The sequence below is a fragment of the Melioribacteraceae bacterium genome (assembly GCA_019638015.1).
In the GTDB taxonomy this organism is placed as follows: Bacteria; Bacteroidota; Ignavibacteria; order Ignavibacteriales; family Melioribacteraceae; genus JAHBUP01.
This window is the reverse complement of sequence record JAHBUP010000001.1, coordinates 3787006-3811086: the sequence shown is the minus strand read 5'-3', so window position 1 is coordinate 3811086 and position 24081 is coordinate 3787006. Positions and strand designations below refer to the sequence as shown.

At 34.7% G+C, this 24081-nt stretch carries 18 protein-coding genes; 7 read left to right on the top strand and 11 right to left on the bottom strand.

The window, feature by feature from the left end; translation table 11 throughout:
• Positions 1 to 23: 23 nt before the first annotated feature.
• From carB to KF816_16270, 11 genes are all read right to left on the bottom strand, one after another.
• Positions 24 to 3206: a carbamoyl-phosphate synthase (glutamine-hydrolyzing) large subunit gene (carB, locus tag KF816_16320; GenBank protein ID MBX3009589.1), complete on the bottom strand. Its 3183-nt coding sequence runs from the start codon at positions 3204 to 3206 to the stop codon at positions 24 to 26.
• Positions 3207 to 3266: 60 nt separating this feature from the next.
• On the bottom strand, positions 3267 to 4370 hold the full coding sequence (gene carA / locus KF816_16315; GenBank protein MBX3009588.1) for a glutamine-hydrolyzing carbamoyl-phosphate synthase small subunit: 1104 nt from the start codon (positions 4368 to 4370) through the stop codon (positions 3267 to 3269).
• A gap of 165 nt (positions 4371 to 4535) precedes the next feature.
• The gene (locus tag KF816_16310) at positions 4536 to 4922 is read right to left on the bottom strand and encodes a DUF937 domain-containing protein (GenBank protein ID MBX3009587.1); all 387 of its coding nucleotides are present in this window, start codon (positions 4920 to 4922) and stop codon (positions 4536 to 4538) included.
• 13 nt (positions 4923 to 4935) lie between these two features.
• Positions 4936 to 7038, bottom strand: a complete 2103-nt coding sequence (locus KF816_16305; protein MBX3009586.1) for a chloride channel protein — start codon at positions 7036 to 7038, stop codon at positions 4936 to 4938.
• 10 nt (positions 7039 to 7048) lie between these two features.
• Positions 7049 to 8248 (bottom strand): serine/threonine-protein phosphatase, encoded by a 1200-nt coding sequence (locus tag KF816_16300; GenBank protein MBX3009585.1) that lies wholly within the window; start codon positions 8246 to 8248, stop codon positions 7049 to 7051.
• Positions 8249 to 8327: 79 nt separating this feature from the next.
• Complete coding sequence (locus tag KF816_16295; GenBank protein ID MBX3009584.1) at positions 8328 to 8768, bottom strand: hypothetical protein; 441 nt, start codon at positions 8766 to 8768, stop codon at positions 8328 to 8330.
• Between the two features lie 46 nt (positions 8769 to 8814).
• A complete protein-coding gene (locus tag KF816_16290) occupies positions 8815 to 9201 on the bottom strand; it encodes a response regulator (protein MBX3009583.1) in 387 nt (128 codons plus the stop codon).
• Positions 9202 to 9265: 64 nt separating this feature from the next.
• Positions 9266 to 11455: a PAS domain S-box protein gene (locus KF816_16285; protein MBX3009582.1), complete on the bottom strand. Its 2190-nt coding sequence runs from the start codon at positions 11453 to 11455 to the stop codon at positions 9266 to 9268.
• Position 11456: 1 nt separating this feature from the next.
• Positions 11457 to 12206, bottom strand: a complete 750-nt coding sequence (locus KF816_16280) for a hypothetical protein (protein ID MBX3009581.1) — start codon at positions 12204 to 12206, stop codon at positions 11457 to 11459.
• A gap of 64 nt (positions 12207 to 12270) precedes the next feature.
• Entirely contained in the window at positions 12271 to 13266 is a 996-nt protein-coding gene (locus tag KF816_16275) for an SDR family oxidoreductase (protein ID MBX3009580.1), read from the bottom strand.
• Positions 13267 to 13279: 13 nt separating this feature from the next.
• The gene (locus KF816_16270) at positions 13280 to 13891 is read right to left on the bottom strand and encodes a DUF1801 domain-containing protein (GenBank protein ID MBX3009579.1); all 612 of its coding nucleotides are present in this window, start codon (positions 13889 to 13891) and stop codon (positions 13280 to 13282) included.
• Between the two features lie 122 nt (positions 13892 to 14013).
• Here KF816_16270 and truA point away from each other — a divergent pair, with 122 nt between their 5' ends.
• From truA to KF816_16235, 7 genes are read left to right on the top strand one after another with little or no spacing between them, the layout of a single operon-like run.
• A complete protein-coding gene (truA, locus tag KF816_16265; protein MBX3009578.1) occupies positions 14014 to 14814 on the top strand; it encodes a tRNA pseudouridine(38-40) synthase TruA in 801 nt (266 codons plus the stop codon).
• Positions 14815 to 14846: 32 nt separating this feature from the next.
• The gene (locus KF816_16260; GenBank protein MBX3009577.1) at positions 14847 to 15707 is read left to right on the top strand and encodes a DMT family transporter; all 861 of its coding nucleotides are present in this window, start codon (positions 14847 to 14849) and stop codon (positions 15705 to 15707) included.
• Between the two features lie 28 nt (positions 15708 to 15735).
• Positions 15736 to 16860 (top strand): hypothetical protein, encoded by a 1125-nt coding sequence (locus tag KF816_16255; GenBank protein MBX3009576.1) that lies wholly within the window; start codon positions 15736 to 15738, stop codon positions 16858 to 16860.
• A gap of 9 nt (positions 16861 to 16869) precedes the next feature.
• Positions 16870 to 18594: an amidohydrolase gene (locus KF816_16250; GenBank protein ID MBX3009575.1), complete on the top strand. Its 1725-nt coding sequence runs from the start codon at positions 16870 to 16872 to the stop codon at positions 18592 to 18594.
• Positions 18595 to 18609: 15 nt separating this feature from the next.
• Positions 18610 to 19554 (top strand): polysaccharide deacetylase family protein, encoded by a 945-nt coding sequence (locus KF816_16245; GenBank protein MBX3009574.1) that lies wholly within the window; start codon positions 18610 to 18612, stop codon positions 19552 to 19554.
• The gene (locus KF816_16240) at positions 19554 to 20501 is read left to right on the top strand and encodes a 1-aminocyclopropane-1-carboxylate deaminase/D-cysteine desulfhydrase (protein MBX3009573.1); all 948 of its coding nucleotides are present in this window, start codon (positions 19554 to 19556) and stop codon (positions 20499 to 20501) included. The genes KF816_16245 and KF816_16240 overlap by 1 nt, the downstream gene beginning before the upstream one ends.
• On the top strand, positions 20485 to 24048 hold the full coding sequence (locus KF816_16235) for a protein kinase (protein ID MBX3009572.1): 3564 nt from the start codon (positions 20485 to 20487) through the stop codon (positions 24046 to 24048). Before KF816_16240 ends, KF816_16235 begins: the two co-directional genes overlap by 17 nt.
• Positions 24049 to 24081: the final 33 nt, after the last annotated feature.

The following is a 24081-nucleotide window of genomic DNA, read 5'->3' as shown; positions in this document are numbered from 1 at the left end:
ATTAACTCTAAAATACAATTTTCTTAATACTCATCCCAACTTTTAGGTTCGAGGTTCAACGGATCTTTATTTATAATAGCTTCAGCTAAGCGCATGGCAAGCTGGCGGTTTGTAATAAGGGGTATTTTATAATCAACTGCGGTTCTTCTAATTATATAGTCGTTCGTTAACTCTTCTGCTTGGAAATTTTTCGGAATATTTATAACTAAATCAACCTTGCGAGCTTTTATTAGATCCACAGCGGTTGATCCTTTGCCATTTAGGGGCCATTCGATTTCTTCCACTGGAATATTATGTTCTCTCATAAATTTTGCTGTTCCACCAGTTGCGTAAAATTGAACTCCGTTTTTATATAAATCTAAAGCAGGTTGCAGCAGTTCTGTTTTTGATTCAATTGTTCCCGATGAAATTAAAATTGATTTAATTGGGAACTTGAATCCCACAGAAGTCAGGGCCTTTAAAAAAGCTTCGTCAAAATCTTCACCCAAACAAGCAACCTCGCCGGTTGAAGCCATTTCAACACCGGTGGTTGGATCAGCGCCTTCTAGTCGTGTAAAGGAAAACTCTGGTGCTTTAACTCCAACATAATCATAGTTAAAAATTTCATCCGGGATCGACTCAACTTTCTGACCGATAATAACTTTAGATGCAATCTCAATAAAATTCCTTTTTAATGTTTTCGATACAAATGGAAAACTTCGAGATGCACGCAGGTTACACTCAATAACTTTTACTTTATTATCCTTCGCTAAAAACTGAATATTAAAAGGACCATTAATGTTAAGAGATTTCGCAATCTTTGCGGAAAAATCTTTTATCTGTCTCATAGTTTCAAGGTAAGTTCTTTGAGCAGGAAGTACTAAGGTAGCGTCTCCGCTGTGTACGCCGGCATTTTCAACATGCTCAGAAATTGCAGAGCAAACTATATTTCCGTTCTGAGCAACTGCGTCAAACTCAAGCTCTTTGGCATTAATTAAAAATTTGGAAATTACTACTGGATGCTCTTGAGATATATCAACTGCTTTCTGTAAAAATTTTGAGAGTTCCGCATCATCAGTTGCAATTGCCATTGCGGCACCGCTCAGTACATAAGAGGGACGAACGAGAACGGGATAACCAACCTTATCGGCAAATTTTAATGCATCCTGTATGGTGCTTAATTTACTCCATTCCGGCTGACCAATTCCAAGTTCATCGAGCATGGCCGAAAATTTACTTCTGTTTTCAGCTTTATCAATTGATTCGGGAGAAGTGCCAAGAATTTTAATGCCAATCTTTGCGAGTTTTAATGCAATGTTATTCGGGGTTTGACCTCCCATACTAACAATAACACCGCGGGCCTTTATTGCATTATAAATTTCCCAAATAGTTTCTGTAGTTAATTCTTCAAAAAAGAGTGCATCACTCTCATCGTAATCTGTTGATACTGTTTCGGGATTGCAGTTTATTATAACTGTTTTGCATCCTAATTCGCGGAGTGTTTTGCCAGTGTTAACACAGCACCAATCAAATTCAACGGAGCTTCCAATTCTATAAGGTCCTGAACCAAGAATAATTACAGAATTTTTTAGTTTGAATTCGAAATCATTAACTGTGCAATTATAAGTAAGATATAGATAATTAGTTTTTGCAGGATATTCCGCCGCAAGTGTATCTATATGCTGAATAAAGGGATGAATATTGTTTTTCTCTCTAATCTTATATACATCATGAGCATCTTTACCAATAACGTTTGCTATCTGCCGATCGCTAAACCCATGCTGTTTAGCTTCAAGAATTAATTGGGGGGAAAGTTTTTTGGAGGATTTTTCAATTCGCTTTTCAATCTCAACAATGTTCTGAATTTTATATAAAAACCATTTATTTATATGAGTTAAAGAATGCACCCACTCAACCGAGTAACCTTGTTTCAATGCCTGAACGACAGCAAACATTCTTTCCTCAGTAGGATTTTCGAGTGCTTCTTTTAATTCATCAAACTCAACTTTACGACGGCTTGCAGTTAATCCTTCAACGCCAATATCAAGCATGCGCATCGCCTTTTGAATCGCTTCTTCAAACTTTCTTCCTATTGCCATTACTTCACCAACAGATTTCATTGATGAACCAAGCTTTCGTTTTACCAGGCGAAACTTTTTCAAATCCCAGCGGGGAACTTTAATTACTATATAATCAAGTGCAGGTTCAAAAAAGGCTTTTGTGGTTTTTGTAATTGAGTTAGGAAGCTCATGCAGACCATAGCCAAGCGCAAGTTTTGCGGCAACAAATGCAAGCGGATAACCTGTTGCTTTTGATGCAAGTGCTGAACTTCTCGATAATCGTGCATTAACCTCAATAACACGATAATCTTGAGATTCGGGATCAAGCGCATACTGAATATTGCACTCACCTACAATTCCCAAATGACGAATAGTTTTTATCGCAACCTCTCTGAGCATATGATATTCTGAATTGCTCAATGTTTGACTGGGTGCAACAACTATACTTTCACCGGTATGAATCCCCATTGGATCAATATTTTCCATATTACAAACGGTAATGCAGTTATCATATTTATCGCGGACTACTTCATATTCAATTTCTTTCCATCCTTCGAGATATTCTTCAACCAAAATTTGAGCTGAATAACTTAATGCTTTAACAGCAAGTTTTTTCACTTCACTTTTATTTCTGCAAACTCCCGATCCAAGACCTCCGAGCGCATATGCAATTCTAATTATTACAGGAAAACCTAGTTCCTCCGCAGTTTCTAGAGCACCTTCTACCGTAGTAACGGCTTTACTTTGAGGAAATTTTACATCAATCTCTGCTAATTTATTGCAGAATAATTGACGATCCTCGGTATTTTCAATTGCGGATATTTGAGTGCCGAGTACCTGTAATTTATATTTTTTTAGAATTCCTTCACGATGAAGCGAAAGTCCGCAATTCAATGCCGTTTGTCCCCCGAAGCCCAGAATTATTCCATCCGGTTTTTCTTTCGCAATTACTTTTTCTACATAGTTTGTGTTGATTGGCAGAAGATAAACTTTATCGGCCAAATAATCGGAAGTTTGAATTGTAGCGATATTCGGGTTAATCAGAACGGTATATATTCCTTCCTCTTTTAGAGCTTTAATTGCTTGAGATCCTGAATAATCAAATTCTCCAGCTTCTCCAATTTTTAGCGCGGAGCTTCCAATAATTAATACTTTTTTTAGCTTCATTTATTTCCTTAAATTTTATTACACTAAGGGCGTACCAAATCGGGCACTATGTTAAAATTATTACTTCACATCTTTTAAAAATTCATCAAATATAAATTCGGTATCAACTGGACCAGGTGCGGCTTCGGGATGAAACTGTACGCTCCTAAAGGGTAATTTTTCATGTCTTATTCCCTCATTGGAATAATCATTTAAATTTTCGAACCAGGGCTGCCATCCGCGAGGTAATGTTTTTGTATCAACAGCAAAACTATGATTTTGAGAAGTTACATAACATCTATTTGAATCGACGGTTTTAACTGGCTGGTTTTGGCTTCTGTGTCCATACTTTAGTTTATAAGTCTTGGCACCAGCGGCAAGAGCCAAAATTTGATGCCCCATACAAATGCCCAATGTTGGTACTTGTTTCTTTATCAATTTTTTAGCTGATTCTACTAGTTGTGTGTACACTTCAGGATTGCCGGGACCATTTGAAAGAAGGACCCCATCAAAATCTTCATTTTCAATTTCATAATTATATGGAACTCTCATTACCGACACATTTCTTTGAAGAAGGTTTGTAAGAATACTTCTCTTACATCCGCAATCAATTAATAAAATTCTCTTTTTCCCCGAACCATAAAACTCCGCCTGCTTGGGTGTAACCTTCGAAATAAGATTATCAACGTCGGGGTTATAATATTTTACTTTATGCTCACCGACTTCAATTTTGCCGAGCATTGTGCCATGCTCTCTTAAAATTTTAGTAAGTGACCGGGTATCAATTCCATAAAGACCAGGTACGTTATGCCTTTTTAACCAGGAATCGAGACTCTCATTTGCGTTCCAATGATTGAATGCCTCTGATTCTTCTGAAACAACAAGAGCTGTAATTTGAATTTTATCCGATTCAAAATATTTTATAATCTTATCGGATTTAGTAAAGGAATCAAATTTTTTATCCATTGAAGGTACACCGTAATTACCGACAAGAGGATACGTAAGGACGAGTATTTGCCCTGTATAAGAGGGATCAGTCAAAGTTTCAGGGTATCCCATCATTCCAGTATTAAAAACAACTTCTCCGGCAACCGATTTATGAGCTCCGAAAAGTGTTCCTTCAATGGTTGTGCCATCTTTAAGTGTTAGTTTGGCTTTTTGTTTGTGAGTGATCTTATTGCTCAACTTAAATTCCTCGTATTATGGAATGTATTTTATGGGCGGAAAAGTGATTAAGGTAAGAGGTACAAAATTTGCCCGACAAACATAAAAAATATTTGGGCTTTTTCAAACGATTGAGGAGGAAGAACAGACTTTATGTTAATATTTATTCACGGGAAATTAATTATTTTAGAATAAATTCAATAAATCTTTCCCTTTGTCAAAAATATTTCCTTCAGGAAGTTTGCCTTCGGGAGTTAGCTTATCAATAATTCCGGGAAGAAAGCCAGCAAGAATAGATGGAACCGTTGATGAGGGAAATCCAATTGCATCAGCAATTTTCTCAATCTTTTCGCTACCCAGTACATCTGTTAGCTGGGAACTGGTGATTTGTGCGTTTTTCCCGGTTCCAACCCATGATTGAATAATATCTCCCAAACCTTTATTTGTGAATTGAGAAACAAGGTCGCCGAGATTTCCATTTTCGCCAATTACAATTTTTGCTGCATCAATAAAACTAGAACTGGAATCCTCTGATCTGCCACCTGAATTTAATAAACTATCAAAAATATCCATTAAATATCTCCTTTTATTTATACCACTTTTGTGTGTTTAATACCATTTCTTCTGTTCCAAATATAATTAGCGTATCATCACCCTTCAAAGTATAATCGGGCTGTGGAAACATTAATGATTCGCCTACATTATCTTCACTATATGGAGATGCGTGTTCCCTGATCATCAAAACTTGTACACGATAAACATTTCTTAGATTTAGTTCGCTTAATGATTTACCAACAAATTTAGGAGGGACTGATCTTTCCGCTATTAGAAATTCATCAAATAATTTAAACTGTTTCTCGGTGCTAATTTTTTCAAGCTCATGGCTAAATTCTTCGGCGCTATTTCCCTTTATACTCTCTTTATTATAAGCGGCAATTACATCCTTTCGTCTTATAGAGCCAATTACCAAATCGGGATTGATTGAACTTTTTACGGGAAACTCATCTGCATCCGTTTTCTCAAATAATTTCATTACATGATCAAGATTATCCGAATCGGCAACTGTAGTTACTTTTGACGAAGCTATATCTCGGGCAACCAATACTTCGCGCAGACTATCATATTCTGTAATGATGTACCGAAAATCATTTTCCGAAATGGTTCCAGTTAGTTTATCTGAACTATTAATTGTGTAGAATGTTCGATGATTGCTCTCCATTAGTAGGTTTAGCACTTTGGGGAGGGGAGTATCTTCGGGGAGAAGCACCACATCTCTTTTCATTATCTGAGAAACCAGGATAGACCTTAACAGCGAAACGTCACTATTGGAATTAAATTTATATCCTTGTTTCTCTAAATGCCGCTGATGTATTGATTTTTTAAGCGAAATTTGCACAACCATTGTGCTGCTTACAATAGCCAGCATTAGTGGGAGAATAAAAGTATAATCTTTTGTCATCTCAAAAATTATAAGAATAGATGAGATAGGAATAGAATTAATTCCTCCTAAAAACGCTCCCATTCCAACTAATACAAAGGCAGTTATATCAAGATTCAACCCGAAAAAGAAGTTAAGTGAAAACGCAAACAAGAAACCAAAACAAGCCCCCATAAAAAGAGATGGAGCAAAAACACCGCCAAATCCTCCTGAATTAAGTATTAACGGAACCAATAAAAATTTAAGAATTAGAAGGATCAAAACAACATTCCAATTAAATTTTATTGAGAGAACATTATTTATTCCTGAGTACCCGATTCCAAAAATATCCTCATAAAAATAACCGCACACCCCCACGATTAATCCAATAAAAGTCATCACGCTCCATTGTGGTAGATGCTTTAATATTTTCTTGTGAAAAATATCATCTAAAAAATTTGAATATTTTATAAAGAGAATAGACAAAAAGCCTGCACTGATTCCAAGCAATGCGTAGATATAAAAATGATGATACTGCCCAACATCCGGGGCAGAAAATATAAACACCGAAGAATTTCCTAAAAATATCCGGGAGATTGCGCTTGCTGTAACAGATGATAAAATTAGTGCCGAGAAGACCGATGTTTTGAAATCATTTAGCAAAACAATTTCTATTGCGAAGAAAATACCTCCGAGAGGAGTATTAAAAATTGCGGCAATTGCCGCTCCTGAGCCTGCGGCAGTAAAAATTCTTGTTCTGTTGTCGGAAAAATTTAATGATTGAGATATTTTATTTGCAACACCTCCACCAAGCTGAGCAGCAGGACCTTCGGGACCAACCGTATTTCCGGAACCAATTGAAATTACTGGCGCGAGAAAATGAAATAGTGTGGTTCTGAATGGAATTTTTGTGCCCCTCATAGATACTGCTTTAATAATTTCAGCAACACCCCTTTTCCTTGAAGTTTCAGGAGAGAGCATGATCATAATACTTTGAATTAACATCCCGAGCATAGGAAGTGCTATTACTGCAAAACCACCCAAGAAAAATAGTCCCTCGGCAGTCTGCTGAAAAAAAAGTTGATTAAAAAACTCGATTGAATGATGAAATAAAACTGATGATAACCCAACGGCAATACCAATTAATACAGAATAAATCGAGAATAAAGTATAATCTGGAAGATTAATATTTGAGAATAATTTATAAGTCTTTATATAAAGTCTGGATATCAGCGATCTTCGAATATCTATTTTATTTGCCGGCTCACCCATATTTAAGTAATCACTTGATTCGTTTAATAACCATTACAGTAGCGTCGTCTTCCCATTCTGTTCCGAAACCAAATTCAAGTGCGGCATCAAAAATAATTTTAAGCAGTTCATCGGAATCTTTTTCATAATTAGCCGCAATTACCTTTTTTAACTCTTCGGTAACAAACATATCGCCAATTCTATTCTTTCTTTCAATAATACCATCGCTGTATAAAACTAAAACGGCATTTACCGGAAGAAATGCATATCCACGGTGAATTTCAATCTCGGGAAGTGCTCCGAACACCAATCCAGTTGATTCCAACTCGGTAAATTTTTCACCATCATAAATTATAGGCGAAGGGTGCCCCGCGTTTACATAAACTATATTTCCATTCTTCTCAAGCTCACCATAAAAAATTGAAATAAAACTTGTTGAAAAAACGCTTCTATAAATAACGCTATTAAGTTTTTCAAAAGTGTAAACAAGCTTAAGGTGTTTTTCAAGCCCCATTCGTAAACCTGTAACAACATCGCGAACCAGAAGAGCTGCGGGTAATCCATGTCCGCTTGCATCTCCAACGCAAAATCCAAAAACTTCATCATCAAAATCAAAATAATCATACAAATCGCCGCCGACTAATTCAGCAGGAATAGATTTAGCCGCAACTGAGTATCTTTCTAGTTGAGGTGGCGATGAGGGTAATAAGCTTTGTTGAATATGCGCCGCTTGTTTTAGTTCGCTTTTTACTGAATCAGAAAATAACCGATGATCGATTGCCGTTCGTACAGCATTAAGGCAAAATTCAACTTCTTCTCTAATCCAACCGCTTTTTAGGTCGAATATAAATAACCATCTATCATTGGGGCTTTTAATTGAAATGGCTGCAGGAATTCGATATTCCGCAACTGAAGAATTAATATTCTCTTCAATTGAAAAGGAGGGATTATCAAAAATATAAGTACAAGATTTTAATAATGCTTTAATTGGTTTTGTGTTTCCATCAATAAACTTTATTAAACTCATATCGGGTTTGTCAACATTCGAAATAATCTGAAAACCATTATCTGTTTCCTGGTAAATTCTTCCATTTCCAATTTTTAAATCATAACCAAAAGTATTCTCAAGTTCAGTCAATATCTTTAGAAGGAAATCTTTGCCGCTCTTCTCCGAACCAATTTTGCTCAAAAGAGAATCAAGTTTTCTGTAAAATGTTTTTGGATCAAGCATAAGTATCTTCTTTATTTATTATGATTACCATGCAAATATACAAATGAACCGAAATAAAAATTGTTATGAAGGTATTAATTTAATTAGATGTGTGCACCGGCATTAAAGACGACGCGGTGATTTTCCAACTGCCCGATTTATCTTTTTCTAATAAAATAATTCCTCGATCGAGTGCAATCATCGGAGAATCGGCAAAGGATGGTTTGAATGACCAGCGAAGAATTACCTGGGCATTGCAAATATGATCTGAAATTGCAGAGTTAATGGTTTCGATTGTAAGTGAAGTTTTTAAATTCTTGTTTGAAAATATTGTTGTGAATTGCTGAACAACCGATTCATACGATTGTTCAGGTTCGCCAGGATAATACCCGGTAAAGCTCGGGGAATAAAAGGAGAGAAATCCATTTAAGTTGCTCTCATTAATATTTTTTGCGTAAGAATCAAAATATGAATCAATGTTAAAGTTTTCTTGGGCATACCCGATTTGGAACAACAGGATAATTAGTAGGAAGATTTTCATTTTCACCTTTCGAGGAGAGGATAAATAAATTAAAGTCAGCATCAAATTATGAATTTAGGGCAATATCTTTATTAATTTTATCCAGTACACGTAAGATTTCATCCCGTGTAAATGGCTTGGCAATATAATAGTTACATCCAGCTGCTAAAAATTCTTGCTTATCCCCACGCATTGCAAATGCTGTTTCGGCAATAATGGGAATATCTTTACACTCGGGTATAAGTCGAATTTCCTTTGTAACGTCTATTCCACTTTTACCCTTGCCAAGATTAATATCCATTAAAATTGCGAAATATTTTTTGGACTTTACCGCTTCAAGAGCGGCAATGCCGTTTTCTACTACATCAAGGTCATAATAATCCTGTACAAAAAATCTTATTACTTCTTGAGTAATTGTATCATCTTCAACTAATAAAACTATTGGCTTTTCCATACTATGTCCCAATTAAATTAAAACCAAGTAAATATTTATTCTAAAATAAATATACATCTAAATTTTATAAATCTCTTGGGAGAACAACACTAAAGGTTGAGCCCTCGTTCTCTTTGCTGATAATAGAAATCTTTCCACCTAAGAGATTGATATACTTATGTGTTATTGCAAGTCCGAGTCCCGTACCTTCAAAACTTCTTCCAAATCCTTCGCTAACTTGGCGGAATTGCTCAAAAATTAAGGATTGGCTTTTCTCTGGAATTCCAATCCCGGTATCAATTACTCTGATGTTTGAATAATTATCGAAAAATTCTGCTTCAATAGTAATCGATCCCGAATCTGTAAATTTTATGGCATTATGTACTAGGTTGTTGAAGATATCCCTAATCATTGTTCTATCAGAATTAATTTCCCATTTTTCAAAAGTATGATTAAATGTAAGCAATAAGTTCTTTTTTTCCGCCTCCGGTTTAAAAAGATTATACGTTTCTTCAATTAGTTCTACAAGATCGAATAGAGAAGCAGAAGGTATGTATAGTTTGGACTCAATTTTCGAAAGATTAAGTACTTTATTTAAAGTGTCGAGAAGTCGTTTCCCGCTTTTATTTATTACTTCTCCCATTCTTAAAAGTGTTTCATCACTCGTTTTTTCTAATAGCATTTGGGAATAACCCAAAATTCCAAAAAGAGGAGTTCTAAGTTCATGACTCATATTTGCAAAGAAGTTTTGTTGTGTCTTCTGCAGTTCCTCAACTCTTATTTTCTCATTCCGTAAATCGGATTCAATATTTTTTAATTCGGTAACATCTGTCGCAGAAAAGAGCATGATTAGCTCATTATTTATCAATGGCAGAGAATAATTTTCAGTAAATAATAAAATTTTCTTTTTTTGATCTTTAGTAATAATGGATCGTATGATGCCATAGTTAATAATCGTTTTTTGAAAACTATTTCTATGGTTGTCAAATCTTTCCTGCTTTTCTTCAGGAGGGACTAAAATATTAAACCAGTTTTTCCCAATTAATTCATCATCGTTATATCCTAATATTTCTAATCCTTTTTTGTTGATGAGCTTAATTTCACCCTCATGATCAAGAAGGCAGATTATTGCTCCAGCGTTATCTAGATAAAGTTTGGTTTGATTCTTCTCGTGCTCAATTTGTGATGTTGTAATTATTAATTCCTTAGTTCGCTCTGAAACTCGATCTTCCAAACTCGATTTAATTTTTAACAACTCTCTTTCGGTAGCTTCTCTTACTTTTACTTCTTCTCGCAACTTGTTTTGTTGCTCAAAATAATCTCTAATCAATTTAGCAAGCGCCCCAAACTCAGTCCTGGAAGACATAACTTCACCCAAATGAACCATACTTCCTGTGCTTAACGCTGAAGCGAGTAAGCTGATGGATTTGCCTATATTTAAATGAATCCAAACAGAAATTATAATTAGTATAAGTAATGCAACAATTAAGATTGTTGGAATGTAATTCGAAATAGAATTGAAGTATTCGTTAAGTGCTAAATTATTATTTAAAACTAAAAGGTATCCGGATTGTGAATTATTCCAATTCAAAAATGGATACGCGGCCCAAATTACCTTTTCATCGGTTGCTCGCCTTGTGATTATATTTAGTGAATCCAATTCTGCAATGACTGAAACGCTATCGCTATAGGTTAAATTCTTAATTTCATCAAGATAATTCTGATCAAACAATCTTGTTGTGATTAACCAACCTTGAGGAGTGCTCGTTCTTTCAACATCTTCTGATGGCTGAATGGGAGAAATGAAGACTTCAGTTATTCCCTGATTTGTATTGTAAAAAAAATGTGGGAACCACGTTTTCTTCAATATGTTTTTAAGCTCGGAAGGTGATATGAAAAATTTGTCTAATTCGTCATGGTTTTTTTTTGTAGTAGAATAGATTTGTTTGAAATCAACATTTATAACGTACGCTGAAGTGTAGCCATAAGTAGAAATTGGTTCTTCCAGATTGATTTTTGCCCACTCCGGATCCAGAGTCTTAGTAAACGAGACCATTTCACCCCAATAAGAATAGTCATAATTAAATTGAAATTGCCTTTTCCCAGAAGCATCTATCGAGCCCTTTAATAAAGAAGAAAGTTTTTCCCCTTCGAGTTTTGCTATGTAATCTGCAGTTTTATATGATTCTCTTTGAATAAAATATATTACAGCAAAGATCAATAGTAATAAAGTAGTAATCAAAAGGGTTAATCTTCGCTGTATAGTGTTAAACATTTTATATCTCTAAGTTAGTGGTGATTCCCATGTTGAAAAAATTGCTTTTAATAATTTCAGAAATTTGAGAATCCAATATTCTATAGTATTCTACAAATGGTTGTAATGCTAACTTCTCAGACAACAGATATTTAAAGGTAATATTTGTCTGAAAATAATTTGCAGCTAATTTCTCAATACCAACATGGTAGTTATTAAATTTTTTATCGGCCCAACCAACAGAAGCCATCACTGATAAGTTCATATATTCATTGAGAGTATTGTTATAAGTTAGATCATGCTGGAAAGAAAACGCACCGGTAGCTCCCTTAAAATCCATATTAACCGAGGAGGATAATTCGAATTCACCAAATGGATAATTAAAAGAAGTACCAATTGCACCGGTAGACTCGGCATCCTGTCCGGGATAAGTATAATACATAATTGTAGGAGAAATGACCATTTCACCTAATTGCAGATTGTACCACAAATAAAAATCAATTTCAATCTGAGAGGCACTCTGATTTAATTCATGAAGAGCTACGTTGCTCCATATTTGCGCGCCCCAATTATCTGCATTTACTGTTACTGCAGGCTGAAATACCAGTCCCTCGTTGTATATTATTCCCCACCAGACATATTTGGATGCAAATGTTGATTCAATGTCGAATAGGTAATTGTTTTCTTCAGTATCTTCTTTTTGTGCAAAGATTCTATCACTAATTAAGATAATTAGGGTTGATGTAATAAGAATTGGGAGAAACCTCCTCATGCAAAACTCACTTTTTGCCTATTATCGAAGATTTTAAAGTGAAATTAAGCAGAGGAAATAATATTTAAAGGCGCCTTGACTGACTCTCTTTAAAGTTTTCTATAAATGCATCTACCTTTTGATTATAATCATGATCTATTGTTCTAAGATTTGGATGATCCTCATAAAACTTAATCACTTCTTTTATTCCTTCATTAAAAGTAATCTCGGCTTTATACCCGGGAACGAGCGCTTTAATTTTGGAATTGTCAAAAACGCCATTATATGCCTTATCACCTAAAATTCCATCACCCCAATCGTCATTCATTTTTTTGATAAACTCCCCCGGAATGTGAACGACACTTAATTTAGCGCCCAGATTATTAGCAATTGTCTCGGCAATCTCATTCCATGTTAATGTTTCGTCTGAAGTAATATGATAAGCTTCTCCAAGTGTTTTAGGGTTACCGATTAAACCAATAAATCCCTTTGCAAAATCTTTCGAATTAGTTAATGTCCACTTGGAATTACCATCATTATGGATAATGATTTCTTTTCCTTTGATAATTCTGTCTAGAAATGAATAATCGCCGTTGAATGGAATTTTGGTATGGTCGTACGTATGTGAAGGTCTGCAAATTGTTACCGGAAATCCCTCATCTTTATAAACCTGCATTAAATAATTTTCACATTTTATTTTGTTGCGCGAATATTCCCAGAAAGGATTTTCTAGCGGAGTGCTTTCGGTAATTGGTCCTACGGGCAGAGGTTTTTGATAAGCTGATGCGGAGCTTATAAAAATAAATTGATCGGTTTTTCCCCTAAATAAATTATGGGCATACTTAATTTGATCTTCAGTAAATGCAATCCAATCAACAACCGTATCAAACTTTTCATTGGCGAGAAAATTTTGCATCGCGTCTAAATTCCGGTAATCAATATTTATATGTTTTGCGCCATCGGGTAATGATCTAATAGATTTTCCTCTATTTAGCAGATAGAGATCAAAACCTTGTTTAATGCACAACTTCGAAACTTCAGTGCTAATAACTCCGGTACCACCAATAAATAGTACTTTCATAAAATTCTCCACTTTATTTTTTCATGTATTTCCAATTTCTCGGTTTACCTTCAGAAATCCACTCAATCGCTGTTTTCATTCTTTTGTTCTTGGTTTCATCTGTTTTTGCTTCGACTATCCATTCAATATACTCCTTTTTATTTGAGTAGCTGAAATCATTAAATATTGAAAAGGCTTTTCTATTCTTTTTCAATAATTTTTCAAAGTAATCGGGTGTTTCAATTTCTCGTTTACCATTAGAAGTAGCTTTTGACGGCAGTTTTATCCCTTCATCATTCAATTTTACCGCTTCTTTAATGTATGAAATCAGTTTTTTATCTGAAGGTAAATCTTTAATTGATTTAATTTTTCCAAGATGTCCCATCGCCGTTTCAGATTTTGCATTTAATATGAGGAGGGGATCCTTCATTAGGGAAGCTTTCCAAAATCCAAAAGCACAATGCTGTTTAAATCCAGCCATATGGCATAGTGATCCCTTGTAATCAAAATGTGGCATTCCCCATTTAATTTTTTCTTCAACATCTGGACAAGCATTATGAACTAAATCCCTCAAGTGCTCTAAAATTGGTCTGGCAAAATCTGCTGATTTCGAGATATAAGAATCTATTTGGTTGTTGGTTTTCATAAAAAATTACCTTCCTACTTACAATTTTCTGTTTATTAAAATATTCATTGATATTTTCGTGCAATGAATTTCATAAAAATAACAGATGAAATATAAATTGAATTTAATTGAAATAGGATTATATGTCAAAATTTAAACTTTACATCGAATATGAAGGAACTCGCTACAGTGGTTGGCAAATGCAGAAGAGTGGAAAAACTGTTCAGGGTAAATTAATAGAAGCTGCAGAAAAGGTTTTTAAAACACGCGACTTTGAAATTTATGGAAGCGGAAGAACAGATGCGGGTGTTCACGCATTGTGTCAGGTTGCTCACTTTGAAATTAAAACAATGCTGGCGCCCGAAATTATACGCCTAAAATTAAATGATGAACTGCCCGCCGATATCAATATTGTTGAAGTTGAAAAAGCCCATCCAAAATTTCATGCGAGGCATGACGCGAATCTCAGAAGTTATATCTACCAAATTTCATGTAGAAGAACTGCATTCGGAAAACCATTCGTCTGGTGGATAAAAGATGAGTTAAATGTCAGCAGAATGTCGAAAGCCGCACAACTATTTGTTGGAATGCATGATTTTATTTCGTTTGCCGATAAAGATGGTGATGAAAAATCCACAAAAGTTCTTTTGAAAAATGTTGAGATTAAAAAAGAGGGAGACTTAATACTAATTAGAATTTCAGGTTCCCATTTTTTATGGAAGATGGTTCGAAGAATGGTTGGTGTACTTGTAGAAATTGGAAGAGGGAATATGAAAGAGAGTGACATCACATATTTTCTCGAACATAATTCTCCCACCCCAGCTCAATATACTGCTCCTCCATCAGGCTTATTTTTAGAAAATGTTCTTTACGATGAATCGCGTCAGTTAAAAGAGCTTGAACAGATTATTAGAATAGCAAATAAGAATTATTATATCCAATGATTAAACATCCCGCATCTCAAATATTGAATACGCTGAAATCATTCTGGAAACCATTAGCTACAATATTTTTTTGGGGAAACTCATTTATTGCCACAAAGTATGCGCTTGAGTTTTTAAATCCTCTTACAATAATATTTCTGAGAATGATTATCGCTGTCTTCTTTTTGAGTGTCGTCGCTATCTATACAAAACGCAATTTTTCTTTAAATCTTCGTGATCATGGAGGAATTTTTGTGTTGGCCTTAATAGCAACACTGCATTTGTGGATTCAAGTCGAAGGCTTAAACTTTACATCGGCGGCAAATACAGGGTGGATAATTGGATTCAGTCCGGTTTTTATAGTGTTAATTGGATTCTTATGGTTAAAAGAAAAATTGCTGACGCAGCAATTTATCGGAATTCTCATTGCGTTCGGAGGATTAGTTTTGCTTGTTAGCAAAGGTCATATAGAAAGTATAAGTTTTATTTCGAATAAAGGGGATTTCCTTGTTCTGGGAAGTACTCTCACCTGGGCGGTATATTCTATTGTTGGTAAAAAAATTACAGTTAATTATCCCCCTATAATGACAATACTTTTTCAGTTTTTATTTATGGCTATCATTATTTCGCCTTTCACGATCAACTCTCAAAATTTTGATGCGGTTGCAAACCTGGCGACTGATTACTGGGTTGCAATATTATTTCTTGGAATATTCTGCTCGGGAATCGCATATGTATTGTGGGCTCAATCATTGGCCGAAATGGAGGCATATAAGGTTGGAGCATTTTTGTATATCCAGCCATTTATTACTTTCTTTTCTGCATGGATATTACTTTCGGAAGAAATTACTCTTATTACACTTATAAGCGGATTAATAATTATTAGCGGTGTTATATTAGTTAACAGAAAATAAAATACTACAAATGAATTAGAGAGAAGAGATGTACAAAAAAGGAACGTTAATTTTGTTTATTACAATGTTATGTTTTACTCTGACTAGCAGTAAGATTTATAGTCAGGAAGAAACAAATTCGCTAACTGAAACTATACAAAAACTTATGAATGGAATATCAATATCGGGGCAGTGGTATTTGGGTTATCAGAGCGGAAGAAAAGGAGGTGTAACCGATAATGAATTTCTTTTGAAACGGGGATATATCACATTTAAAAAAACCTTTAATAAAAATTTATCAGCAAGATTTACTCAAGATGTTTCTGTTGATCGCGAAGGGGATGGGGAGGGAGATATAGAAATAAGATTGAAATATGGTTTTCTCAAGTATGAATTTGAGAATATTGGATTGCTGACTTCTCCGCAAATCGATTTTGGGCTTGTTAGCCGTCCTTGGATCGATTTTGAACAATCGATAAATCCATATCGGGTTCAGGGTTCAATGTTTTTAGAACGTTATGGAATATTAAGTTCTGCTGATTATGGGATTACTTTTCAATCATTATTTGGGGGCGAACTTGATGATGAGTACAAAAAAGAGGTTAACAAAAATTTCCCGGGTAAATATGGAAGTTTATCCTTTGGTATTTATAACGGAGGAGGATATCACGCAATTGAAAAAAATGAAAATAAATTGCTTGAAGGAAGATTATCAATAAGACCTCTTCCTGAATTACTAACTGGATTTCAACTTACGTACATTGGTGCCCTCGGAAAAGGAAACATTGAATCATCACCAAATCATAATCTTCATTCTCTATTTACTTCATTCGAAACAAAATTATTAACAACTACGGCAAGCATATACAAGGGAAGAGGTTTCGAGGATGGTAGAAATATTGATACAGATGGAATAGCACCTATAAATAGTGGTTATTCATTGTTCGGCAATTTTAATATCCCTAATCTTCCTTTTAGTTTATTTGCACGATATGATTATTTTAATTCAGAAATATCATCACGGGAAGTCATTTCAAAGCGGACAATAGTTGGCGCCGCATATAATTTTCTTCAAGGATCAAAAATTATTATTGATTACGATTTCATCAAAAAAAGCAACTCTTTAAAACCATACGATTATATTTTTGAAGCGGCAATTGAAATAAGATATTAGAGGAAAGTCATGAATACCAAAATATTTTCGAAAATAGCTTTATCATTACTATCAATAATTATGGTGGGATGTATGCAAAATAACAAACCCATTTTGGAAGCCGATTTAATCCTTACTAATGGAAATATCGTAACTGTTTCGGAGAAATACCCTATTGCGGAATCAGTAGCTATAAAAGAAAATAAAATTATTTGGATTGGCAGTAATGATGAAGCGAAGAATTATATAGGCGGTTCAACTGTTAAAATTGATTTAAAGGGTAAAACGGTTATTCCCGGATTTATTGAAAGTCATGCTCATTTTTTAGGATTGGGAGAATCTTTAAGAATTCTTGATTTACGAAATGCGGCCAATTGGGAAAGCATAGTAAAAATTGTTGAGGAAGCGGTTGCTAAATCCAAGCCGAATGAGTGGATTATTGGTCGTGGATGGCATCAAGAAAAATTTAGCTCGGCACCTAAACCAAATGTTCATGGATATCCCATTCATGATATGCTGAGTAAGATTTCTCCGAATAATCCAGTGCTACTTTCGCACGCAAGCGGACACGCGACTTTCGCAAACTTATTAGCTATGGAAATGGCCGGAGTTACAAGAGCAACAAAAAATCCAGAGGGGGGAACTATTATTAAAGATAATAATGGAAACCCAATTGGTGTATTTGAAGAAAATGCCGAACTGCTTGTAACTAAAGCATATAACAATTACCTAAATAAAAGAACAGATGAAGAAAAATTAGCAGATTATTATATGCAGGTTCAATTGGCTTCTGAAGATTGTTTAAAAAAGGGAATTACATCATTTCATGACGCGGGAGAAACTTTTGAGGTAATCGATATTCTTAAAAAGTTTGCCGATGAAAAAAAATTACCGATCCGCTTAAATGTAATGATTGGTGAAACTATTGAAAATATAGAGGCAAAACTTACCAATTATAAATTGATTGGTTATGGAGATAATTTTTTAACAGTTCGTTCAATAAAACAGTATAGTGACGGCGCTCTAGGTTCTCGCGGTGCTTGGCTGTTAGAGCCATATTCGGATCTTAAAAATCATATTGGCTCAAATGTAACTCCTGTAGAAACATTAAAAAAGATTAGCGAAGTCGCAGCAGCAAATGGTTTCCAGATGAGAATTCACGCAATTGGTGATAGAGCAAACAGAGAGGTTCTTGATATTTATGAGCAAGTTTTTAATCAGAATAAAGATATAAAAGATTTTCGATGGTGCATTGAGCATGCCCAGCATATTTCAAATGAGGATATTGATAGGTTTGCAAAACATGGAGTAATTGCGGCAATGCAGGCTGTGCACTGTACTTCAGATGCTTCATTCGTGGATGAAAGATTAGGAGACACAAGAGCAAAAGAGGGCGCATATGTTTGGAAAAAATTAATCGAATCGGGTGCTGTAATTTGCAATGGCACCGACGCCCCTGTGGAAGATGTGGACCCAATTAAATGTTTTTATTCAGCAGTTACTCGTAAATCGGCTGATGGATCAGTATTCTATCCCGACCAAAAAATGACCAGAATGGAAGCGCTGAAATCCTATACAACAAATGGAGCTTACGCGTCGTTCGAGGAAAATATTAAGGGGAAAATTGAACCCGGAATGCTCGCTGATTTGACTGTACTTTCAAATGATTTGCTCAATTGCAGCGATGAAGAAATATTAAATACAAAAGTTCTTTACACAATAATAGATGGCAAAATAAAATATCAATCCAAATAGAGAAAGGATTAAGGAGTGAAGAAAATATTATTATCCATTCTTGTTTTGTCGGTATCGATTTACGCGCAGACAATTAACAAACAGATGTCGGTTACAATTGACGATCTGCCCTTCAATTTTTCAAACCGTGTTTCCAATGAAGAAATGGATAAAATTGTTACCAAACTTATTAACAAAATTAAGGAAGAAAAAATACCCGCAACGGCATTCGTTAATGAGGGTAAATTGGTGGTTAACGGGATAATTGATAATGAACGAATCACAATTCTAAAAAAATGGATAGATGCGGAAATAGAATTAGGGAATCATACATATTCACATAGAAGCGCAAATCAAATTTCATTTGAGGAATACACAAAGGATGTTCTTAAAGGAGAACTAATTACGAATAAACTTCTTGAAGAAAAAAACACAAGAATGAGATTTTTCCGTCATCCGTTTCTTCAAACAGGAAGAACAATTGGTAAGCGTGATTCAATTACAAACTTTTTGCGTGACCATAATTACGAAATTGCCCCGGTAACTATTGATAATTCCGAATGGGTGTTTGCCGCCGCTTACTGGAACGCAGTAGAAAATGGCAAAATATCCGAAGCTAAAAAAGTGGCCCAAGAATATCTTATTTATCTGCGTGATAAAATCCGTTTTTATGAATCGCAATCGCAAAAACTTTTCTCAAGAAATATTTCACACATATTGTTAATTCATTCCAATACATTAAACGCCGACTATTTTAATGAGCTATGTAAAATGATTCGAGATGAGGGTTATCGTTTTATAACATTGGAAGAATCCTTGAAAGACGAAGCGTATAAATCGGAAGATGAATTTACCGGCGGCGCCGGAATTTCGTGGATTGACAGATGGGCTTTAACAAGGGGTGAAAATAGGGAGTTTTTTGCCGGTGAGCCTAGAACTCCAAAATATATTTTGGAACTTGCCGAAGTTGAATACGAATAATGTTTGAAGAGTATCTGAACGAAGAAGCTAAACTGCCTTTCCAGGAGGTTAAACTTCCTGGGGAAATTTCTCTTAATAAAGTTTATATAAAAAGACTCGATTTAATCCATCCATTTATCTCTGGTAACAAATGGTTTAAACTAAAATACAATTTGAGTGAAGCGCGTAAACTCGGATTAAAAACTATTTTAACTTTCGGTGGCGCTTATTCAAATCATATATACGCAACTGCGGCGGCCGGGAAAGAATTTGGATTTGATACAATTGGGATCATTCGCGGTGAGGAACACCTTCCATTAAATCCAACATTACAATTTGCCGCGAGCTGCGGAATGAAATTGGTTTATATAAATAGAAGCAATTATAGATTAAAGCACACAAATACTTTTCAAGAAAAATTAGTTGAACAGTTTGGTAAAGTTTATATCATTCCGGAAGGGGGAACAAATTGTCTCGCAGTAAAAGGGTGTTCAGAAATTCCAGCATTAATCGACATTGATTACAATTACATATGTACCGCGTGCGGAACCTCCGGAACAATTTCTGGAGTGATAGCCGGATCATCAAATGATAAAAGAATAGTCGGCTTCTCCGCTTTAAAAGGTGGAGACTTTTTGATTGAACAGACAAAGCAAAATTTATCAAATTGTGAAAAACAAGATTTCGGGAATTGGGAAATCAAGTGTGGTTATCATTTTGGAGGATATGCCAAAATTAATAATGATTTGATAATGTTTATCGAAGAATTTGAGAAGTTAAACTCAATTCAACTCGATTATGTTTACACCGGCAAGATGATGTTTGGAATTCAAGATCTATTAAAAAAGGGTTACTTTAATAAGGGATCAAATATCGTTGCACTTCATACCGGGGGGCTGCAAGGAAATGCCGGTATGGAATCAAGAATAAAATTGATGACAAAATTAAACCATGATGAATCTTCCTAGTCATAAAATATTTTCATTATTAATCTTACTTCTTCTTGCAGGCTGTGAAATTCAAAAAGAAGAAACTCGATCGGTGGTTAATAACACCAACTCCAAAATCTGGTTCCGCCAGGCAAAGGTTGACCTTGGTGCAAAAATTATAATGATCAATGAAGATTATGGTTACGCTATTTCGCGGGGTAAGGGCTTTAATATTAAGGGAAAGGCAATGATCTTTAAAGATGGGAAATGGAATTCCTTTGCCGAATATGATTACTCTGATTTTCCATTAATAGAAAAAAGAATTGACGGATCAATTTGGTTTATTCATCATGGCACTCATTACGAATCATATAAACCACATTTAAAATCATTTAAAGAAAATTTAATTAAAGAGATGCCCCTTCCAAAAGTAATGTGGGATAATATTGATTGGGCGATGTGGCTTGGAATTTCAACAACTCAAACAGGAAAAGCATTTTTAGTTGGGCAGCGGGGTAACATCATTTATTATGACGGATCATCTTGGAATGAATTCCAGAGTCCAGTAAAAAATGATAGTGGTTCTAGCTATTTGATGGGAGATTTGCACGATGTTCAAATGCTTTCAGATACTTCTGGCTGGGCAGTGGGGAAAAAGGGAATAATTCTAAAATTCATGAAAGGGCAGTGGAATTTAGTTGAATCTAATGTTAGTCGCGACTTATTTAGTATCGCGATGATTGATGAAAACAATGGATGGATAGTTGGTGAACAGGGAACAATTCTTCAATATAAAAATGGCGAGTGGAAGCAGATTGAATCGGGAGTAAGGGTTGCTCTAAATTCTGTTGTTGCTTATGATAAAATGAATGCATGGATTTGCGGTAATCGGTCAACTCTTTTAAAGTATGATGGTGAAAATTGGAAGCAGGATAATTCAATAAATACCATCGATGATATATTTGTTGATCTTGATGTTGTTAAAGAAGCTGGCGGTGCATTTAGAATATGGGTAATTGGGGATAATGGAATATATACTAATTCCCAAAACTTAAAATTTTCATTTTCTGAAATAACAGCGCAAGCCTCAATAAGAAAAGAGGGAAGAGCAGCTACATTTTTGGATTATGATAATGATGATCTTCCCGAACTATTTGTTTTGTCGGAAGATGGTCCAAATATTCTATACCAAAATAAATCGGGTAACCAATTCTCGGAAATTGATAGAGAGACTGCTTCAAAAGAAAATGGTTATAAATATCCAATTGCAATGACTGGCGATATAAATAATGATGGTTATAATGATTTTATTGAGGTGCTGGACGATATCAATTACAGTGTCAAGTTTGGTGAGAGTGGTTTTGGATTTAGTGATAATACAACGAGCAGCAAACTTCCGCTAAAAAATATCTCAACAGAAAATACAATCGCATCGGGATCCTTGATTGATTTTAATAATGATGGGAATCTCGATGTTTATATCGCCAATTATAATTATGAAGATATTATTCTAAAGAATAATGGAGCCGGAAGATTTACAAATGTATTTAATTCGAGCGGTATTAAAAAATTAATCAATCATAGATCGTATAGCGCAACATTTAGCGATTTAAATAATGATGGACTGGTTGATATTTTAATAAGTTATAAAGCCTCGTTAGAAGGACAGCATCTATTTCTATACCTCAATAAAGGTGATTTTAAATTCGAAGAAAAGCGTGATGCAGCTTTTTTCTCTAACACTTCATTGAGTACTTACAGTGTGGTGGCAAATGATATCAATAACGATGGTCATTCCGATTTGATTGTATTTAATAATGAAAAAAGGCTCCAGCTTTTGTTAAACAATGGAGATGCTTCATTTTATGATGTAACGGAGGCGGCAGATTTATCGGAAGTACAATTTCATCCAGAACCTACAAATGGTATTATTAATGTAGCTGACGTAAACAATGACGGATGGCGAGATATATTTGTTGGAAGCAAACTTTACTTAAATTCACCGCAATTAAAATTTATGGAAGTGAGTGAGCAGGTTGGAATTGGGTTTGTGGGTTCCCCCTCGTTTGCAGATATTGATAAGGATGGGGATCTTGATTTGTATATCGGAAGTTCGAGATCAGCGCTAGGTTCGGGGGATAGAGCGGTTTTATATCGCAATAATTCTTACAATAATAACTACATAAAAGTAGAACTTAATAGTGATGTTAGCAATCGAACGGCAATTGGTACTAAAATTATTTTAGAGGCATTTTATACTAATGGTAAAACGGCTTATTCATCACTGCAAGAATTTGGAATTGGTTCAAGTGCAATTTCACAGCAAAATTTATTTGAGACTCATTTTGGTATTAATCCACAACTAAATTATAAATTGAAAATTATTTTTCCTTCCGGCATTATTAAACGAATTGATGAAGTTGAGAAGAATAAAAAATACAACGTAGTCGAATCAAGTTTTTTTGCCCACCATTTTGTTTTATTAAGAAAATCGTTGATGCGTACCATTATTCTTGTTGAATGGAGAATTGAAACCGTAAAGTTTTTTATTTCCTTACTTATTATGAGTTTTATGATTTTCTATGGCAGAAAGACCAAAGCAAAAAATATTGTAGTAAGCTGGTATTTTGTATTCTGTTATGTAACGATCTATCTTATTCTGGTTCATCTTAATGTAGAGAGAGAATTACTAACTTCTCTAGCATTTACTTTTATACCTATTAGTTTGTTGGGCATGGGATTTATTTTTGTGATGTCCAAATTTATTGAAGAACGAGAAAGTAAATTTATATCGCACTATAAATTATTGGAAACTCTGGGTGTTGGGGGAATGGGGAAAGTATTTAAAGCAATAGATACACAGACAAATAATATTGTTGCAGTAAAAATTCTAAACTCTCATCTCCTAAAAGATGAAGAAAACCGTAAGAGATTAGCGGCAGAGGGAAGACTGCTCTCATCTTTAGAGCATCCCCACATTGTGAAAATATATGAATATGGTGAATCGAAGGAACATTCATTTATTGCCATGGAATATTTAGGTGGCGGAACATTACAAGACTTTATCGAAAACAATTATCCAGTAAAAATTGAGGATGCAATTAATTTTGCTCAACAAATTTGCTCGGGGCTGGATGCGATTCATTCTAATGATATAATTCATAGAGATTTGAAATCCTCGAATATTATGTTCGACAAGAATAATCAATTAAAAATTATGGACTTTGGATTATCGAAATCACCGCTGGTAACAACAATGACGTCGCTCGGAACAGTAATTGGAACTCTTGGATATGTTGCGCCTGAGCAAGTCACTAATCTTCAAGTTGATCAACGTGTAGATATTTTTTCGTTTGGTGTTATTCTTTATCAGCTTGTTGCAAATAAGCTACCTTTTACCGGTGAAAATGAAATAGCGCTTATTCATTCTATTTTTAATACTCAACCTGAATTACCGTCAAAATTAAATCCTGCGGTTACTAAATCCTTGGAGGCAATCATCATGAAGTGTATTGAAAAAGATCAGGAGAAACGATACAAAAAAACAAAGGAAATACTTGCAGATATAAGCAATATTGTTTTGTAAAAAGTTAACTTTAAATAATTAATAAATATTAAA

Bases quoted from the DNA above. Each gene is read 5' to 3' on its own strand.
- KF816_16300 (MBX3009585.1), bottom strand. From the start codon at position 8,248: ATGCTTGATCCAAAAACATTTTACAGAAAACTTGATTCTCTTTTGAGC.
- KF816_16285 (MBX3009582.1), bottom strand. From the start codon at position 11,455: ATGTTTAACACTATACAGCGAAGATTAACCCTTTTGATTACTACTTTA.
- KF816_16295 (MBX3009584.1), bottom strand. From the start codon at position 8,768: ATGAAAATCTTCCTACTAATTATCCTGTTGTTCCAAATCGGGTATGCC.
- KF816_16275 (MBX3009580.1), bottom strand. From the start codon at position 13,266: ATGAAAGTACTATTTATTGGTGGTACCGGAGTTATTAGCACTGAAGTT.
- KF816_16310 (MBX3009587.1), bottom strand. From the start codon at position 4,922: ATGGATATTTTTGATAGTTTATTAAATTCAGGTGGCAGATCAGAGGAT.
- KF816_16240 (MBX3009573.1), top strand. From the start codon at position 19,554: ATGTTTGAAGAGTATCTGAACGAAGAAGCTAAACTGCCTTTCCAGGAG.
- KF816_16280 (MBX3009581.1), bottom strand. From the start codon at position 12,206: ATGAGGAGGTTTCTCCCAATTCTTATTACATCAACCCTAATTATCTTA.
- KF816_16250 (MBX3009575.1), top strand. From the start codon at position 16,870: ATGAATACCAAAATATTTTCGAAAATAGCTTTATCATTACTATCAATA.
- KF816_16235 (MBX3009572.1), top strand. From the start codon at position 20,485: ATGATGAATCTTCCTAGTCATAAAATATTTTCATTATTAATCTTACTT.
- truA (MBX3009578.1), top strand. From the start codon at position 14,014: ATGTCAAAATTTAAACTTTACATCGAATATGAAGGAACTCGCTACAGT.
- KF816_16270 (MBX3009579.1), bottom strand. From the start codon at position 13,891: ATGAAAACCAACAACCAAATAGATTCTTATATCTCGAAATCAGCAGAT.
- KF816_16290 (MBX3009583.1), bottom strand. From the start codon at position 9,201: ATGGAAAAGCCAATAGTTTTATTAGTTGAAGATGATACAATTACTCAA.
- KF816_16255 (MBX3009576.1), top strand. From the start codon at position 15,736: ATGTACAAAAAAGGAACGTTAATTTTGTTTATTACAATGTTATGTTTT.
- KF816_16305 (MBX3009586.1), bottom strand. From the start codon at position 7,038: ATGGGTGAGCCGGCAAATAAAATAGATATTCGAAGATCGCTGATATCC.
- carB (MBX3009589.1), bottom strand. From the start codon at position 3,206: ATGAAGCTAAAAAAAGTATTAATTATTGGAAGCTCCGCGCTAAAAATT.